Annotated in this window: 17 protein-coding genes and 1 other RNA gene; 10 read left to right on the forward strand and 8 right to left on the reverse strand. The window is 48.9% G+C overall.

Annotated features, from left to right (window positions below):
- The first annotated feature begins 620 nt into the window (after positions 1-620).
- From RGU75_RS10905 to RGU75_RS10940, 8 genes are all read left to right on the forward strand, one after another.
- Complete coding sequence (locus RGU75_RS10905; RefSeq protein WP_322240445.1) at positions 621-785, forward strand: transposase; 165 nt, start codon at positions 621-623, stop codon at positions 783-785.
- Between the two features lie 130 nt (positions 786-915).
- The gene (tnpB, locus tag RGU75_RS10910; RefSeq protein WP_322235796.1) at positions 916-1,209 is read left to right on the forward strand and encodes an IS66 family insertion sequence element accessory protein TnpB; all 294 of its coding nucleotides are present in this window, start codon (positions 916-918) and stop codon (positions 1,207-1,209) included.
- Positions 1,210-1,237: 28 nt separating this feature from the next.
- Positions 1,238-1,684, forward strand: a complete 447-nt coding sequence (locus RGU75_RS10915; RefSeq protein ID WP_322240769.1) for a hypothetical protein — start codon at positions 1,238-1,240, stop codon at positions 1,682-1,684.
- Positions 1,671-1,793 carry a hypothetical protein gene (locus tag RGU75_RS10920; protein ID WP_322240447.1) on the forward strand — a complete coding sequence of 41 codons (123 nt, stop codon included), beginning with the start codon at positions 1,671-1,673 and terminating at the stop codon, positions 1,791-1,793. Before RGU75_RS10915 ends, RGU75_RS10920 begins: the two co-directional genes overlap by 14 nt.
- 121 nt (positions 1,794-1,914) lie before the next feature.
- Complete coding sequence (gene istA, locus RGU75_RS10925; protein WP_322232686.1) at positions 1,915-3,450, forward strand: IS21 family transposase; 1,536 nt, start codon at positions 1,915-1,917, stop codon at positions 3,448-3,450.
- Positions 3,447-4,280, forward strand: a complete 834-nt coding sequence (gene istB, locus RGU75_RS10930; protein WP_322232684.1) for an IS21-like element helper ATPase IstB — start codon at positions 3,447-3,449, stop codon at positions 4,278-4,280. Before istA ends, istB begins: the two co-directional genes overlap by 4 nt.
- 276 nt (positions 4,281-4,556) lie before the next feature.
- Positions 4,557-5,319, forward strand: a protein-coding gene (locus RGU75_RS10935; protein ID WP_416186806.1) for an IS5 family transposase whose coding sequence is annotated in 2 segments (ribosomal slippage) — positions 4,557-4,903 and positions 4,902-5,319 — 765 coding nt in all. Because the reading frame shifts where the segments join, the coding sequence is not laid out codon by codon here.
- Positions 5,320-7,144: 1,825 nt separating this feature from the next.
- Complete coding sequence (locus RGU75_RS10940; protein WP_322235798.1) at positions 7,145-7,528, forward strand: HNH endonuclease signature motif containing protein; 384 nt, start codon at positions 7,145-7,147, stop codon at positions 7,526-7,528.
- Positions 7,529-8,014: 486 nt separating this feature from the next.
- Here RGU75_RS10940 and RGU75_RS10945 read toward each other — a convergent pair whose 3' ends face one another.
- Positions 8,015-8,173, reverse strand: coding sequence for a hypothetical protein (locus RGU75_RS10945; protein ID WP_322235800.1), 159 nt, complete (start codon positions 8,171-8,173; stop codon positions 8,015-8,017).
- Between the two features lie 268 nt (positions 8,174-8,441).
- On the opposite strand from RGU75_RS10945, the gene RGU75_RS10950 reads away from it, so the two are divergent.
- The gene (locus RGU75_RS10950; protein WP_322235802.1) at positions 8,442-8,858 is read left to right on the forward strand and encodes a terminase small subunit; all 417 of its coding nucleotides are present in this window, start codon (positions 8,442-8,444) and stop codon (positions 8,856-8,858) included.
- A gap of 187 nt (positions 8,859-9,045) precedes the next feature.
- Here the strand turns inward: RGU75_RS10950 and RGU75_RS10955 are convergent, their stop codons facing one another.
- From RGU75_RS10955 to ssrA, 7 genes are all read right to left on the reverse strand, one after another.
- Positions 9,046-10,515 (reverse strand): AAA family ATPase, encoded by a 1,470-nt coding sequence (locus tag RGU75_RS10955; RefSeq protein ID WP_322235804.1) that lies wholly within the window; start codon positions 10,513-10,515, stop codon positions 9,046-9,048.
- The gene (locus tag RGU75_RS10960) at positions 10,516-11,058 is read right to left on the reverse strand and encodes a DNA-primase RepB domain-containing protein (protein ID WP_322235806.1); all 543 of its coding nucleotides are present in this window, start codon (positions 11,056-11,058) and stop codon (positions 10,516-10,518) included.
- Positions 11,048-11,353: a hypothetical protein gene (locus RGU75_RS10965; protein WP_322235808.1), complete on the reverse strand. Its 306-nt coding sequence runs from the start codon at positions 11,351-11,353 to the stop codon at positions 11,048-11,050. The genes RGU75_RS10960 and RGU75_RS10965 overlap by 11 nt, the downstream gene beginning before the upstream one ends.
- Positions 11,350-11,586 carry an AlpA family transcriptional regulator gene (locus tag RGU75_RS10970; RefSeq protein ID WP_322235810.1) on the reverse strand — a complete coding sequence of 79 codons (237 nt, stop codon included), beginning with the start codon at positions 11,584-11,586 and terminating at the stop codon, positions 11,350-11,352. The genes RGU75_RS10965 and RGU75_RS10970 overlap by 4 nt, the downstream gene beginning before the upstream one ends.
- 239 nt (positions 11,587-11,825) lie before the next feature.
- Positions 11,826-12,392, reverse strand: coding sequence for a hypothetical protein (locus RGU75_RS10975; RefSeq protein ID WP_322235812.1), 567 nt, complete (start codon positions 12,390-12,392; stop codon positions 11,826-11,828).
- A gap of 18 nt (positions 12,393-12,410) precedes the next feature.
- Entirely contained in the window at positions 12,411-13,628 is a 1,218-nt protein-coding gene (locus RGU75_RS10980) for a tyrosine-type recombinase/integrase (protein ID WP_322235814.1), read from the reverse strand.
- Positions 13,629-13,810: 182 nt separating this feature from the next.
- Positions 13,811-14,173: a transfer-messenger RNA gene (gene ssrA, locus RGU75_RS10985) on the reverse strand.
- A gap of 289 nt (positions 14,174-14,462) precedes the next feature.
- Here ssrA and RGU75_RS10990 point away from each other — a divergent pair.
- A complete protein-coding gene (locus RGU75_RS10990; RefSeq protein WP_322235816.1) occupies positions 14,463-14,936 on the forward strand; it encodes a hypothetical protein in 474 nt (157 codons plus the stop codon).
- The last annotated feature ends 117 nt before the right edge of the window (positions 14,937-15,053 follow it).

The raw sequence follows: 15,053 nt of genomic DNA on the forward strand, positions 1-15,053 counted from the left end.
CAGCGATCTTCGTATGCATCTACATCTTGAAAACCGAGCTGGTCTGATTCATGGCTAGAATTAAGTTGAATCTGGGGCAATTCCAGATGAATACTTTCTTCCCATAAGGTTGCCCATCGTCTTGATCGGAAAAAAAAGCGTTCAGCGCGCCTTGATTCGATTGCAGCTACCTTGGCTTTGCAGTCGGGGCAATCGACGATAAATGTCGGTGCCTGAGGGGTCATAAAATTTTAAAAAATATTAGTCTGGATGTTTTTCTTGTCATCGCTATGAGTGCCAGTGGGATTATTCTCGCTTATGGCGGGAGACCTTCAGCCGATGGTGTTCGATTCCCCTACTTGCCATCTCCTTCCGCTTTGGCCGACATTTTCTGTAATTTATTAAATCTGTTTTCCGCCAACAAATTTACTTTCGCAGCACTGCCCAGATGAAAAATTTCATTCGCTCGATTTAAACGATGGTGAAGTGGAATTACCATCCCATCGACTAACTCTGCAAAACCAACGTAAGCGCTCCTTTGACCACTTCTGGTAAAGCTTCCCAGATTCGGGATGATGATGTCCACCTACGATAAAGGGACATCTATGGAAGAGAATCATTGAGAATTATCGTGCGCTCTGATCCTCAAGCGCTCACGAGACGGTCGTTGTCAGTATGATCGTCGTACCAAACGCGAATTGGTGGAAGCCAGTTTGCAGCCAGATATATCGGTCGCCAAACTGGCGTACCAGCATGCCCTGAATGCCAATTTATTGCGCAAGTGGATTGTGCAATACCACCGTTAGGCAGATACGGGACCGGTCACGGGTGTCCCGGCACTCCGCTCTGCATTTATTCCAGTAGTGGCGGTTGACCCGGTATCGCCGGTGAGGATGTCGACGCTACTTGCCAGATTGCCCGATGGGATTGAGTTCGATGCCCACTTCGCTGCCCGTGACGAGGTATTGTCGCCCCTTGAAATGCTTTGCCAGTGGCCATGTTCCGCCTCAACCCGGGACTGAAGGTGCATGTGCACCGGATGCGGCCGATGGTCGCAAGAGCATTAATGGTCTTGCCGCCATCGTCGAGCAAGCGCTGGGATTGGATCCCTTTGCACCGGCCGTGCATGTCTTCTATAACCGGCGGCGCGCTCGCATCAAATTGTTACTGTGGGATCGCACCGGATTCTGGTTAATGTTCAAGCGACTTGAGGCTGACCGCTTCGCTTGACCGCGCGAAGCGGCGGTCCTCGAACTGAATGTCGAATAATTACACTGGTTGCTCGATGGCATTGACCTCGCGGCCATGCACAAACATCCGCAGCGCACCTATACGCGGGCAAGTTGAGGTCAAGCAGTGTCATTTCACCCGGGTGTTGTCGGTATACAACAGGAAATGGCCTGATTTTGAAATGACGTACACCTATACTGCGCAACATTCCAGTATGTTCTCAGTCATGGCACCTACACCGCTCCACTCCTCGCTTACCACTGATGAATTTCAAACGCTCATCGACCAGCGCGATGCTGCGCTGGCCGAATGCAGTACGGTATGGGGTGAATGTGATGCTGTGCGGGGCGAATTGCGCGTCACGCAAGTCGAGCGCGATCTGCTCAAGGAACAGCTCAAAGCCCTTTCAGCGTCGATTATTTGGTGTCGCGAGCGAAGCGCGCAGCGCCGATCAATGCGACCTGTTTCTCAATGAGGCAGAAGCGCTGGCTGCAAACGCTGCTCTACTATCACAAGAGAGCGACGTAGAAATTACAGTTTCAGGTCATCAGCGCAAGAAACCGGGCCGCAAGCCATATCTATAAATGCCGCGTGAATAATGTACCGGATAGCGCACTTGAAACGGCCGTGAATGGCGCGTTAAAAGTGTACCAATCCCAGCCTGTAGTCTTATGCCCTTGATGGTGCATAAGAAAGGCGGAAAGGATGTTTCCCGTGGACATATACGTCAAAGTACGTCGCGCCGTGATGGTCGAGAACAAGAGTGAGCGTGCGGTTGCGCGCTACTTCGGTATCCATCGCAATACCGTCAGGAAGATGTGCCAGTTCGCGGCACCGCCGGGATATCGGCGAGCGCCGGCCCCGGTCTCTCCGACGCTGGCACCGTTCGCAGCCATCATCGACGCCATTCTCGAGGCCGATAAGCAAGTCCATGTGAAACAGCGCCATACGGCGGTACGTATCCGCGAACGATTACGTGACGAGCATGGTTACGACGGTAGCTACACCCTGGTGCGCGAGTACGTCAACGGTGTGGCCAGCCGGCAGAAGGAAGTGTTCATGCCACTGGCGCATCGCCCCGGCCATGCCCAGGTCGATTTCGGCGAAGCCGACGGGTACATCGGCGGCAAGAAGGTCCGCTTCCACTATTTCTGCCTGGACATGCCGCATTCGGATGCGTGTTTCGTCAAGGCGTATCCGACCGAAGACACGGAAGCCTTTCTGGACGGTCATCTTGCTGCCTTCGCGTTTCTCGGTGGCGTGCCGCAATCAATTCTGTACGACAACACCAGGATTGCAGTGGCCAAGATATTAGGCGATGGCCAGCGCCGACGGACCCATGCCTTTGCCGAATTGCAGAGTTATTACTTGTTTGATGATAAATTCGGACGTCCCGCCAAAGGTAACGACAAGGGTAAAGTGGAAGGACTGGTCGGCTACAGCCGACGCCACTTCATGGTGCCATTGCCGGTGGCAGATGACTTCGCTGCATTGAATAGCCAATTGCTGGACGGCTGCCTGAAACGTCAGCGTGCCGTGCTGCGTGGTCAATCTGACACCATCGGCCAGCGCCTCATCCATGACCGGGCGGCATTGATGCCGTTGCCGGTAACGCTCTATGACGCCAGTCACAAGCAAACCAGCCGGGTATCATCGCAATCGTTGGTCCGTTACCGCACCAACGACTATTCGGTACCGACGCAATACGGTCATCAGGCGGTGCTGGTCAAAGGCACCGTCGACTGGGTCGACATCTATCTGGTTGGCAATCCGGAGTGCATTGCGCACCATCGTCGCAGTTATGCCAAAGCGGACTTCGTGGTGAACCCGCTGCACTATCTGGCGTTGCTGGAGAGGAAGCCGCGTGCGCTTGACCAGGCTGCACCGCTGCAAGAGTGGGCATTACCAGCGGCCTTCGAGCGATTGCGACGCCTGCTGGAAGCGCGCATGGACAAGCGTGGGCGCAAGGAATATATCCAGGTCCTGCGGTTGCTGGAAACCTTCAGCATCGGGCAAGTCGAGCGTGCCATTGGCCAGGCCCATCATCTGGGCGTGCTCAGCTTTGATGCCATCAAACACCTAGTATTGTGCGCCATCGAACGACGACCACCCAAGCTGGATTTAACCCTGTATCCGTATTTGCCGAACGCCACGGTCGGCACGACCGATGCCGGCAGCTACCTCAGCTTGCTCAGCGGGAATGCGCTACTGACGCAACCTGTTACCGGAGACCTCGCATGAACGCCAACAGCGCGGCGCTGTCCGAGACCACCACGGTGGCACCGCAGGTACTGTTGGTCAACCACTTCAAAGCCCTGAAGCTGCCGACCTTTGCCCGGGAGTATGAGAAGGTCGGCGCCGACTGCGCGCGTGAAGGCGTAGATTACCCACGCTATTTATTACGGTTGTGCGAACTCGAACGTATCGACCGTGAACGCCGCACGATGGAGCGGCGCATCCGTCTGGCCAGGTTTCCGGTGACCAAGAGTCTGGATACCTTCGACTTCATGGCGATGCCAACCTTAAACAAATCCCTGGTGCTCGAACTGACACGCTGTGAGTGGATTGATAAGCGCGAGAACGTCATCGCGTTAGGACCTTCGGGTGTTGGCAAGACGCATACTGCGCTGGCACTAGGATTAGCTGCCTGTCAGAAAGGACACAGCGTTGCCTTTACGACGGCCGCCGCCCTGGTCCATGAACTGATGGAAGCGCGTGACGAGAAACGACTGCGTGCCTTGCAAAAGCAACTGACTAACGTGAAGTTACTGATTATCGATGAACTGGGCTATGTGCCGTTCACAGCGGTCGGTGCGGAATTGTTGTTTGAGGTCTTTAGCCGACGCTATGAGCACGGTGCCACGCTGGTGACCTCGAATTTACCGTTTGACGAGTGGACCAGCGTCCTCGGTTCGGAGCGGCTGACTGGCGCCTTGCTTGACCGGCTTACCCATCACGTCCACATCCTGGAAATGAACGGCGAATCGTATCGATTGGCCACCAGCAAGAAACGGCAACAGCGCAATGTCAAACCAAACAGCACTGCTGAAAAAGGAGGGGCCAACCCGTAAAAGCAACGTCTTGAGGGAACGGGCTACGCTGCGCTGCGCCCGCCACCCCAACTCTGCAGAGTATAGAAATGTGCATTGAAAAGAGAACAATTCAGGCCCTCAACGGCTCTATTTATTAACCCGGATTGGTACACTTTTAACGCGCCATTTGGTACATCTTTACTCCGGCATTGACATTTGATAGGTTGTTAGGGCCTGTCCCCAATTAACGGTCTTGTAAACTCTCGCTGAAGCTGCTATTAAGCAGTATTGGATAAAAGGTTACTGGAAATGACAGTGAGACGTTACAGTCTGAGCGAAGAGCAATGGGAGCAAATAAAATGGCTATTGCCGGGCAAAGCAGGCGATGTTGGGGCGACCGGTAAGGACAATCGTTTATTTGTTGAAGCGGTGCTGTACCGCTATCGTGCGGGAATACCGTGGCGCGATTTGCCGGAGCGATTTGGTTTGTGGAAAACAGTCCATACGCGCTTTAGTCGTTGGGCGGTGAACGGTGTGTGGGAGAAGGCGTTTGATAACTTAGCGCAAGCGGCAGATAACGAGTACGCGATGATAGACAGTACGATCGTGCGCGCCCATCAGCATAGCGCTGGCATGGTGGGTGTTCAAAAAAAAGACCCGTGAAGCGATAGGCCGCTCCAGTGGTGGCTTAAGCACCAAAATTCATGCCACCGTTGATGCGTTGGGCAATCCGGTGAATTTTTATCTGACACAAGGTCAATGTTCCGATCTTGAGGGAGCTGAAGTGTTGATCTCAGAGTTAACAGCGCCAATGGTGCTGGCCGACAAAGCTTACGATGCCGATGCCCGCATGATCACGCCGTTGAAAGCGGCCGGAGGAACCGCGGTAATACCCTCGAAGAAGAATCGGAAACAACCGCCTGACCATGACAAGTATCTCTACAGAGAACGGCATTTGGTGGAAACATTCTTTTGCAAACTTAAGCAATTTAGAGCCATTGCAACCAGATATGACAAGTCAGCACGAAATTTCCTTGCCGCTATTCACCTCGCTGCATCGGTCGTTTGGCTGGCGTAAATAGCGACACTTATATAGTTTAACTTTTTTACAATAACGCTAATTGGGGACACGCCCTAATTTCAATAATAATTGAAGTTTTTTTAAGTAATTTATATGGTTATTTTATCAATATATCTTAATATATTAGAAACTCGATAAATACTGTAGTCGTGTGTTTGTACAGAATATGAAGGCTTGCGATGCTCAAGTATTGACGCTCCCCAATTGGGTTAGTTTTCGGTCGGCGTCAACAAGCAAGTTTGTCGGCCGCCATAGTTGCATCATTAGGATTAAAACATGCCGGATTGGGGCATCTGCACTCCTCGCAAAGCAGACTCTAAGGTGCTTATGATTTCTTCCAACGCTGCGTCATTCAGGGCTAGCGGGCTAGCGTGGATCCACTAGATATCGTCAAAACGCCACCACATAAAATGTACACCATGCTTAACGCATGCTCGGCAATATGCGAAGAGGGCAGTTTTTCTTTTAGCGATCCGTTCTTTGTCTTTAATGGTGGCAGCAAGTTCAAGTGCGCGGCCAGATATTCCCAAGCGTTGTGCTCGTCATTACTCAGACCTTACCCAACTGTGTCCAAATATTAATCAATCACATTACGTGCTGCTTCGATAGGGATCTTGAGCGACGTGGGCAGCGATTTATCGAAAAGTCTAATTGGTGGATTTCTCAGAAATTTGCCGATCTTCCACGCTAAATCTGAATACCGAGCAGGAAGAATTTGGTGGGATAACTCTTTTGAGCGCGTGATCCAATGAGTAGTTATCTCTTTGTTAATATTGTCCGCATCGGACAAGTGAAATTCTGTTCTGTCTACTCGAACGCCGCTCATCGATTCAGACCAATAAATACCCTATGGGTGCCGCTCGCTTCTACGGAAGTGGGGGAAAAGAATGCGACGATATCAGCAAATGCTCCATTTGCTATTTTTCTTGCGCCAAGCTCGCCCGGTTAGGATAGGTCGATCGCAATAGGCTAGATAGAGCAAACTCATCAAGCTTTTTAATGGGTTGATCGGCATTTTCTATTACAACTTGTATTGCAGCGTGAATTTTTAACGTCATCGAATATCATTCCTGGATTACGCTGGTTCGAGTAATAAATTGAAAAGAAACTGCTCCAGAGAATGATAGACTGAAAATGTTTTTTTAAATAACGCTTCTTGGCAGTACAGTAATGGAAAACGAGATGAATTTAGATAAACAAAGCACTCTTGCAGATATCGCGATAAGCTACGGTGAATTGATCCCGATCATGCGGATCAACGGTTTATATTTGGCCTGCTATTAAATTCGATAGGGGATTGTGTGCAATATGGTTCGGCCGCATGATCCATCAGCCTTCAAAAAATGGCTTTTGACTAAATATTGGCCCAGTTGAAGCCATGACCGTATGGATCGATCGCACACAGGATGATGCGTATGTCGAGATACGCTTGCTGTTAGCCGGCAGTGAATGTTTGACGAAGCTCGGACCTCCTAACGATTACTCAGAAATTCGTTTGAGTCCCTACAAATCCGTGCGCGAATCTAATTGGTGCTACAGAGCGAGTTTTGACATGACTGAGAGTGGTCTACCCGACACTTCACGATTGGACGTAGCCAAATAAATTGTCCTGTCGCAAGAGTATCACCATAATTTCATCAAACTTGCCTGTCATACATCAACGGGACGGATCCGCGAGAAACGAATTTTGCTAGTTCTAATTGCCCAGCGCTAAATGGTTACGCCCGTCAGATTACAATGGAAAGATTGTCAGCGATTGGTGAGACACTTTGATAAGATGATTTCAGTCGCTGAAAATCTTCCCCTTACTAATGAAATGGAAGTGGAGCGACTTGTTCTACAGCGCGTTGGACCAGATATTTTTCGGCGTGAGCTGCTCAATTTCTGGAGCGGTCCTTGCTGTATTTCCGGTCTTAATATTCCCTACTTGTTACGTGCCTCGCATTCTCGGCCATGGGCCAAATGTGCGACAGATAAAGAGCGCTTGGATGTCTACAATGGCTTGCTACCAGCACCGCATCTGGACATGCTTTATGACGGCGGGTGGATCGCCGTGGAAAATAACGGGGAGGTCAAGCTCTCGGAATCACTTTCTATGGACGCACGCACCAGACTCAATTTCTGCGAACCAATGCAAGTAGATGGTCTGCACGCAAAACATTATTCCTACCTTGATTATCATCGAGACTTGATATTCCGCCGTTGATCATGGGTGTGAGAGCTCAGCGTTGCTCAGAAGATTATATTTTTTAGGAGATGCCGTGGTAACTGATTCCGAATCATCATCTGATTGGACAAAGAGTAATAGCGCTCTCTTAATATTGGGATTTTGCTGGGTGGTGCATGGATTCAGGCGCTCCGATCAATGGCCGGCGCCAGTTTAGGATACGGTAAGGCGGCTACTTTAGACTGAGTCTTCCATCCTGTGTCTTGGTTTGGTGATCCCCTTTTTCGGTGCGCTACTTCTGGTTGCAGCTATTGGTTTGATGGTCAGTTGGATAGTGCGGCCTTGGCGAAAACGTGCCTTACAGATAGCGATGTCGTTCAGTATTCTTGCATTTGTTGCACTGCTGATGGGGAGAGATCTCGAGATAACGTTCGCTAAAAACAGTTCAGTCAGTGTTAAAGAAACAGTCCCAGTTCCTGCAATAGTTTCTCCTCTACCGCCACCAGCGGTTGATCAGAAATAACTTTATGCTATCTTCTTGTCGCCCTTGAGCGCCACCATGTCGGCAAAACTGCCGTCAGGTGACATATCGATTTGGGCGTCTTTTTGACCGGCGTATTTGTCTGAAATATACTTGACGAAGAGCGGGACCAGCACGTAATTCTTGAACTGTGAGCCATCCATGTCGCCCGTAATTCATCGCAACTTTTTCACAGTGAGCTATATGAGTTCAGATTTTTTAATGGCCATTGGGGTATAAACTTTCGTTGGTCTGGATGGTATTTATTACTGCGCATAGATTATGGGTAGGGAAAATACCAGTTCCAAAGTTCTAAATCTTCTGGTCTTTTTTTAACTTCGCCCTGAATTAAACTTAACCTATTGTTTTATATGGATTATTTTTAATATTTCTTCTATCATTTCTACTTAATATCCCGAGACGGAGGATGCGTTGCTCACTACTAAACACCAACATTTTGTGGATGAGTACTGCATTGATCGCAATGCCAGTCGGGCAGCGCGTGCTGCAGGATATAGCGCTGTATCGGCCAAAGTCACAGCAAGCCGCCTGCTAACCAATGCTAACGTACGAGCGGCCGTGGCAATACGAGAAATGGAAGCTGAACAGGCGTTGGATATGACGCGGGGAAGCGTTTTAATGGCCTTGCAAGAGGCTTTCGGGCTTGCCAGGCAGCAGCGCAACCCTAATGCCATGATCGCCGCTTGCAGAGAGATCGGACGCATATGCGGATTTTATGCACCCGAGCGGGCAATAGTGATGTTAACTCCTAGTGCGCGGAAGGATGTTGCCGGGTTTGAAGCAATGACTGATGTGGAGTTAATGCAAGTTATCACTAGCCTTGAGTAAGCCTTAATAATACTCGTATATGCATGCCGCCTCGATGGCGGCTTGTCATATAAAGGGACCTATCGGAGTTCTAAGTCATTGATTTTAAAGGAAAAAATATCCGATACGGGAGTGTCGGATATCGAACGTAAGTGATTGAATTTAAACATATTTTTTCTCGATAGTGGGTGCCTCTCGATATATCGGGCTATCGGACGTTCTGTATCGGGGGATCTATAATCTTCAGGACACCGGTTTTCCCTCGCTGCTTCTGAATCAAGTTTCTGGCAATAGCAGCATTAATGAGCTTGCGCACTGCTAATATTCCCATTTTGAATGTTTTCTGCTCGCCGCCAAATTGTTTTTCAAAGGCGTTGGCCGAATAGACGCGCCCTGCAGCAGTTTCCGATTTCAGTAACGCGATCAATATCTCCTCAGGTTTGGGCGTGGATAGATGCTCATTAGATACATGCAAAATGCCATGCTCGCCACGCATCAGTACGACATCGTTTTGCGGTGGCCCGTAATTATTTTTGGTCACAGCCGCCAGCAAATAATTGTGTCGCAGGTTTTCGGGAATTCCATATGATTTCCTGGCGTCTTCTTTACTGGGTCTACTGAGGTTCATTTGCCAACGCACACCGTCTGTCATCGCACTTGAACCTCTTGATGCATTTTGATTAGCTTCTCCTGCGCTCTGGCTGATTTTATTGGCATGATGTAAAACAAGTACAGTTGCGCCAGTTTGCTGACAGACGCGTTCCAATGATTCGACAAATCGGGTGGTATCTTCTGCTGCGTTTTCATTCCCGCCTCGGAAACGGGACGCTGGATCAATGATGATTAACTTCAAATTGGTTATTTGGTTGGCTGTGAGTATCAAACGATCGGCATAGTCCGTTAATGTGACGCTTCCAGCGGGTAGACTGCGGGTCATTTGATTGTCGATACCTGTCATTGATTTGGCATGGACTCTCGATTCAATATCGCTGATTTTGGTTGGTGAGGTTTGTCCTAGGGACGCGACTACATTATGTAGGCGTCGATGTATTTCTTCGGTGTCTTCTTCGCCAAAAAGAAGTAGCGACGCTCCGACCTCTCCGATTTCCCAGTAGTCGACAAATTTGTCTCCAGTAGCAAGGGAGACTGACAATTGTAGTGCGAGCATGCTTTTTCCCGTTCCGCCAGGTGCGATGATCATTCCGACTTTCCCATAGGGCAGGCAATCGTTCAACAGCCACTTTCGTTGAGGCGGTGGATTACAAATCATATTGTGGACTTTTGCCTCGTTAAGATCGAATAGCAGAGAAATGTCGCCGCCAACTCTGGCCACTGGGTGGTTATTTTGATGTGTCCTCAAAATGCCTTCGCAAGTCGACGTAACTATGTCGTGGTCTAGCGGCGGGGTATTGGACGCATTCCACCCGAGTGCCATTAATTTGACGACTTGAATTTCCTTGCCTTCACCTATCCATTTACCTGCCAACTTGGTAAGGTGATTGGTACGTTCCCCATCCGAGCAAATGCGGTAAGGATCTGTGCCACATTTGACCTGCTGATTCACCCCAGATGAATTTACGGCATTACCTTTGGATGGTGAAGTTTCCTTTACATGCGCGACACCCAGTGCAGTCATGAGCGTTTGAAAATTATGGACGGTGTTAATTGCAGACGTCATTTAATTTTCCTCATAAATGGTTGTCATTACGGGTGGACCTTTTCGATGATAAAAACCTGGTATGCGCATCACTCGAGCGAGATCGACTACGGTGGGATCGCCATCGAAACGGTTAGCAAGGGCTGTTTGCGCTGATTTAAATTGCTCTAACGGGCAGTCATTCACGCGCCAATAGGCATGCCAACGCCCGGGACTAGATTTCACGATAATGTTGGGTGACATGCCGGCTTCAAGGATTGACTGCAACGGAGCCCCGTCGAGGTCGACGAAGACCGCTCTGACGTGGGTGACATTAGCGTTGGTACGACAGGTTTTATAATCGGACTTAACGATGCCATCGCCTCGATTGACCATGACGAAGATGCCGGCACCTTGTTGATTAAGAACGTCTAATTCAATTTGGTGCTCTGCAAGTGTGCCATGCAGCACCCGGCTAAGTCGATGGTTTTTATTTTTTTCATCATGGAAGGTCTGAAACGTGAAGATGCCTTCAGAGTCTAAAGTTTGTAGAAATTTTTCTGCTAGGGCGAGATCAGCTTTCATCTGTCTGTCCTTTTTTCCTGATGACTCCGTTAAAGGATGCATTGAGACGATACAGCGCCAATAAGTTATCGGAATCAAGCGGATCGGAGGAATTTGTTCGTGCCAAGGTGATCGTACTGCCATCCGGCCAACCGATCATGTTTAGCTCGCCTCCGGTAGCGCGAGCAATTCTCCTTTTTTTTCTGAATGTGTCGAAGTAAGAGGAGCCATAGCAGAGGATGATACTCAAATCAGGAACGATAAAAAATGTTTCAGTAACTTGCTGAGAGGTGAGCCGGCCGTGACGATAGTTCATTTCGTGTCTCCTGAACCTTTGTTTCCGGCCGTGATTCGCGTGTCAATCCAGTGATTTATTGTTGAGTCAAGCCAACCAACGGATCGCTGCCCCAGTAATATGGGCGCTGGAAAGGTGCCTTGTTTGATAGCGGCATAAATGCTGCTGCGAGATAAACCTGTACGGATTTTGACTTGTGGAAGTCTGAGGATGGAATACGACATGTTTGCACCTTCTCGGTGGTTGTTGAACATGTCTTCTCATTCTATTTCGAGAAAATTTTAAAGGTACCCTTTCACTAAATTCTCTATGGATAATGTTTGTTTAATCTTTATATTTTTTGGCGTTCGATCTACTGATTGCATAAAAGGGTTCATCCCACTGGCGGACACCCTTTCGATTACTCTTAAACACCCGCGGTGCCTTAGTAGCGCACAGGTGTACAGGAAGAATGATTCCAGCAGCTATTGTCTAGGTTAAGGACTAGTTGCGACTATTTGGTATTTCCCCGCCCCCCTTTTTTGCCGTTGGCTTTACCCTGCTCAATTTTTTCTTCCCACGCTTTTTTAGCAGGTTGAAGATTATCAATTTCACTCTGCAACCGAGAATTCTCTATTGTAAGTCTGAAATTTTCTCCACTTAGTTCAGAACACATCACGTGAGCCTCTGCCAGAGTCGGAGGCAGCGTGATACCACACCCAGTACCCGTCATTGAGAGTAGGTTTGCACTGGCTCCGTCGCCAAGAATAGGCGGTAGATCTTGAAATTTCGAAGACCATTGTTTTTTTGTGTTTACCCAATCCATTAATTTCCCGAAAGGAATCATTTCATTTTCGATTTTTTCTAACTGTCCTTGATCAATAGCGTAGGTAATGCGCTTACCAACCTTTTCAATCACTCCTCCTAACTTTTCATCCGTTGGGCGAACTCTCTCGGCAATAAATGTAATGACATTCCGTATCGATACCATTTCATTCATCCCCGGGATTGATTTCTCAATTGGATTCTCCCGTCTATTTTCGAATGGTTTTTTGTTATTTTTATTTGGAGTCAGCTTCATTAGTTTCTCAATGTTGGGTTATGCAGCTTTTCCAAACTCCCCGCTTACGACATTACTGGCAGATAGCCCATCCATATAATCCGCCCAAGCCTGCATCATTTTCCTGCGTTCTGGTAGATGCTCTGCGTAGTTATAAGCCGCTCTAATCGAATCCCGTTCAGCATGCGCCAGCTGACGTTCTATAGCATCACGGTTCCAGCCCTGTTCATTTAGCAAGGTTGACGCCATGCTGCGAAAGCCATGTCCTGTCATATCGTCAGATCCGTATCCCAGCCGACGAAGTGCGCCATTAACCGTGTTCTCACTCATCGGCCGACCATTTGTTCGAGCACCAGGAAATACGTATTTTCCTTTGCCCGTTAGAGGCATGATCTCATTGAGTATGGCGACCGCCTGAATCGATAATGGGACGATATGGACCGCACGCATTTTCATCTTCTCAGCGGGAATACGCCATTCAGCGGTATCCAAATTGATTTCAGACCATTCCGCTTTTCGAAGCTCACCAGGGCGAACAAACAACAGCGGCGCAAGTTGCAATGCACATTTGGTAACGAAGGATCCGGTATAGCCGCCGATGCAGCGCAATAATTCCCCGACAGCTTTAGGCTCAGTAATAGACGGATGATGCTTTTCTTTTGATGGTGGAATCGCACCTTTTAGGTCACCAGAAGGATCGCGCTCAGCACGCCCGGTCGCAATTGCATACCGGAAAATTTGGCCACAATTTTGATGGGCTCGGTGTGCTGTCTCGATCGCTCCCCTTTTTTCAATTCTTCGGAGGACGTCCAGCAATTCAGGCGCTGAAATTTCTGAAATCGGGCGAGAGCCTAGCCAAGGAAAAATGTCGCGTTCAAGTCGACGGATAATCTTGTCGGAATGACTAGCAACCCAGTTAGGGGCATATTTGGAAAACCATTCCCGTGCGACTGATTCAAAACTGCTGGTTGCACTTGCAACTGCTGCAATTTTCTTAGCCTTCTTTTCTGCCCCTGGGTCTAATCCCTGGGAGAGCAGAATGCGGGCGGCGTCACGCTTTACTCTTGCGTCTTTGATCGTCACTTCAGGATAGACACCCAAAGCAAGCCGTTTTTCTTTGCCGAGATGACGATATTTTAAGCGCCAGTAGCGTGCGCCTGTCGGCGTGATTTCCAGATACATGCCTTTCCCGTCGGAAACCCGGTAGGTTTTCTCGCGGGGTTTGCTTTTGCGGACTTCTATATCTGTCAGAGGCATGGGGGCATCTCTCGGAGACAAAATCGGGAAAATGGAATGTGCCCCCTAATATTCCCCCTCGTGCCCCCAGATGTCAATACACCCCCTTGGACCCTATAGGAAGGTGAAACAATAAAAAACCGCATTCTCACAGGGAGTTATGCGGTTTTTTGACTTTCTTTGAACTTCTTGAAACATGTTAGTGGTGGAGGCGGCGGGAATCGAACCCGCGTCCAAAAGCCCTCTACAGACAGTTCTACATACTTAGTGCTGTCATTTGATTTAGCCCAACCGACGCGGACGCACACGCTTCGTTCAGACGAGTTACCTAAATTTAACTTTTAGCCAAGTAACCCGACTAAAAGCGATTCTCTGTAAATGACTCTACTGCTGTTTGACCAGCCCACCCCAGAGACGAGATGGTGTAGAGCTAACCGGTTATTAAGCGGCTAGTGCGTACGAGTTATCGTTTGCAGTTATAGTTTTTCTGGTTGTATTTACGAGGTAGCCAGCCCTCGGTATGCCCTGCGCTGCTTTGTAGCCCCTGTCGAAACCAGGTCGCCCCCAAGCAGTTGCTATTGTAGCGCAATTCGGTGTCTCTCAGTAAACGCGTGGTGGCGTAAAAAGTGGACATATTATTAGCGCATGCTTTTTGTTTAAAGAATTGGCGATGAATTTGATGTGTATTTGCTGGCTTAAAAAACTTCTCGATGCGGAGAAGTGACATAGTTTTGGTAAAATTGTGGCTATCGAAATATGATGCGTCCGCGCATTTCTGTGCGGTAGTACTATTCATTAGACCGCGAAATAATTTGCTGTGATAGCGCCCTTCACGTACTTAAAAAAAAGTAAATAATGAAGCTCATACTATTTTCTATACTGATTGCTTTTGCAGTCGCCGGATGCGGGTCATCGACTTCGGGGCCTTCTGAGAAGGTTGCTAAAGTGCAGCGCGACCCTGTTGCGGTAAGCTTGCCACCCATCCCTAAAAAAATTGAAAAGTCACCTGATCCAAAACCGGAAGAGGCCGGTTTTGGGACCGTGGTGATATTGCGTGATCCTGCGCATCCTAATCCTGGCTGTATGATCGGTGTGTATTTGAATAAACAATTAGTCCACCAATTTGATGCAGACCAAAAGGCGACATTTATTCTCCATTCGGGAGATCAGGTGGTGGCTGTGGATAACTCGGACGGTCGCAGCAGTTGCGCGATTGTTGCAGGGGAGCGGCACCAATTGCTGTTTACGCTGAAGGCTGGCGATGTGAAAAATTTGCACGCGCAGTTGTTACCGGGAAAAGGGGCTGTGGTTGAGGCGAGCGAGCGCTAAACCGCTGATGCATAAATCCGGCAGCTATTCTTATCGCTTATCGGACGATTGTGGTCAATTCAATGGGCCATTTGAGGTCCGTTGTGTAAACAATCGCATTCAGCAGTGAGCATTCGG

Source organism: Glaciimonas sp. CA11.2, assembly GCF_034314045.1.
In the GTDB taxonomy this organism is placed as follows: Bacteria; Pseudomonadota; Gammaproteobacteria; order Burkholderiales; family Burkholderiaceae_D; genus Glaciimonas.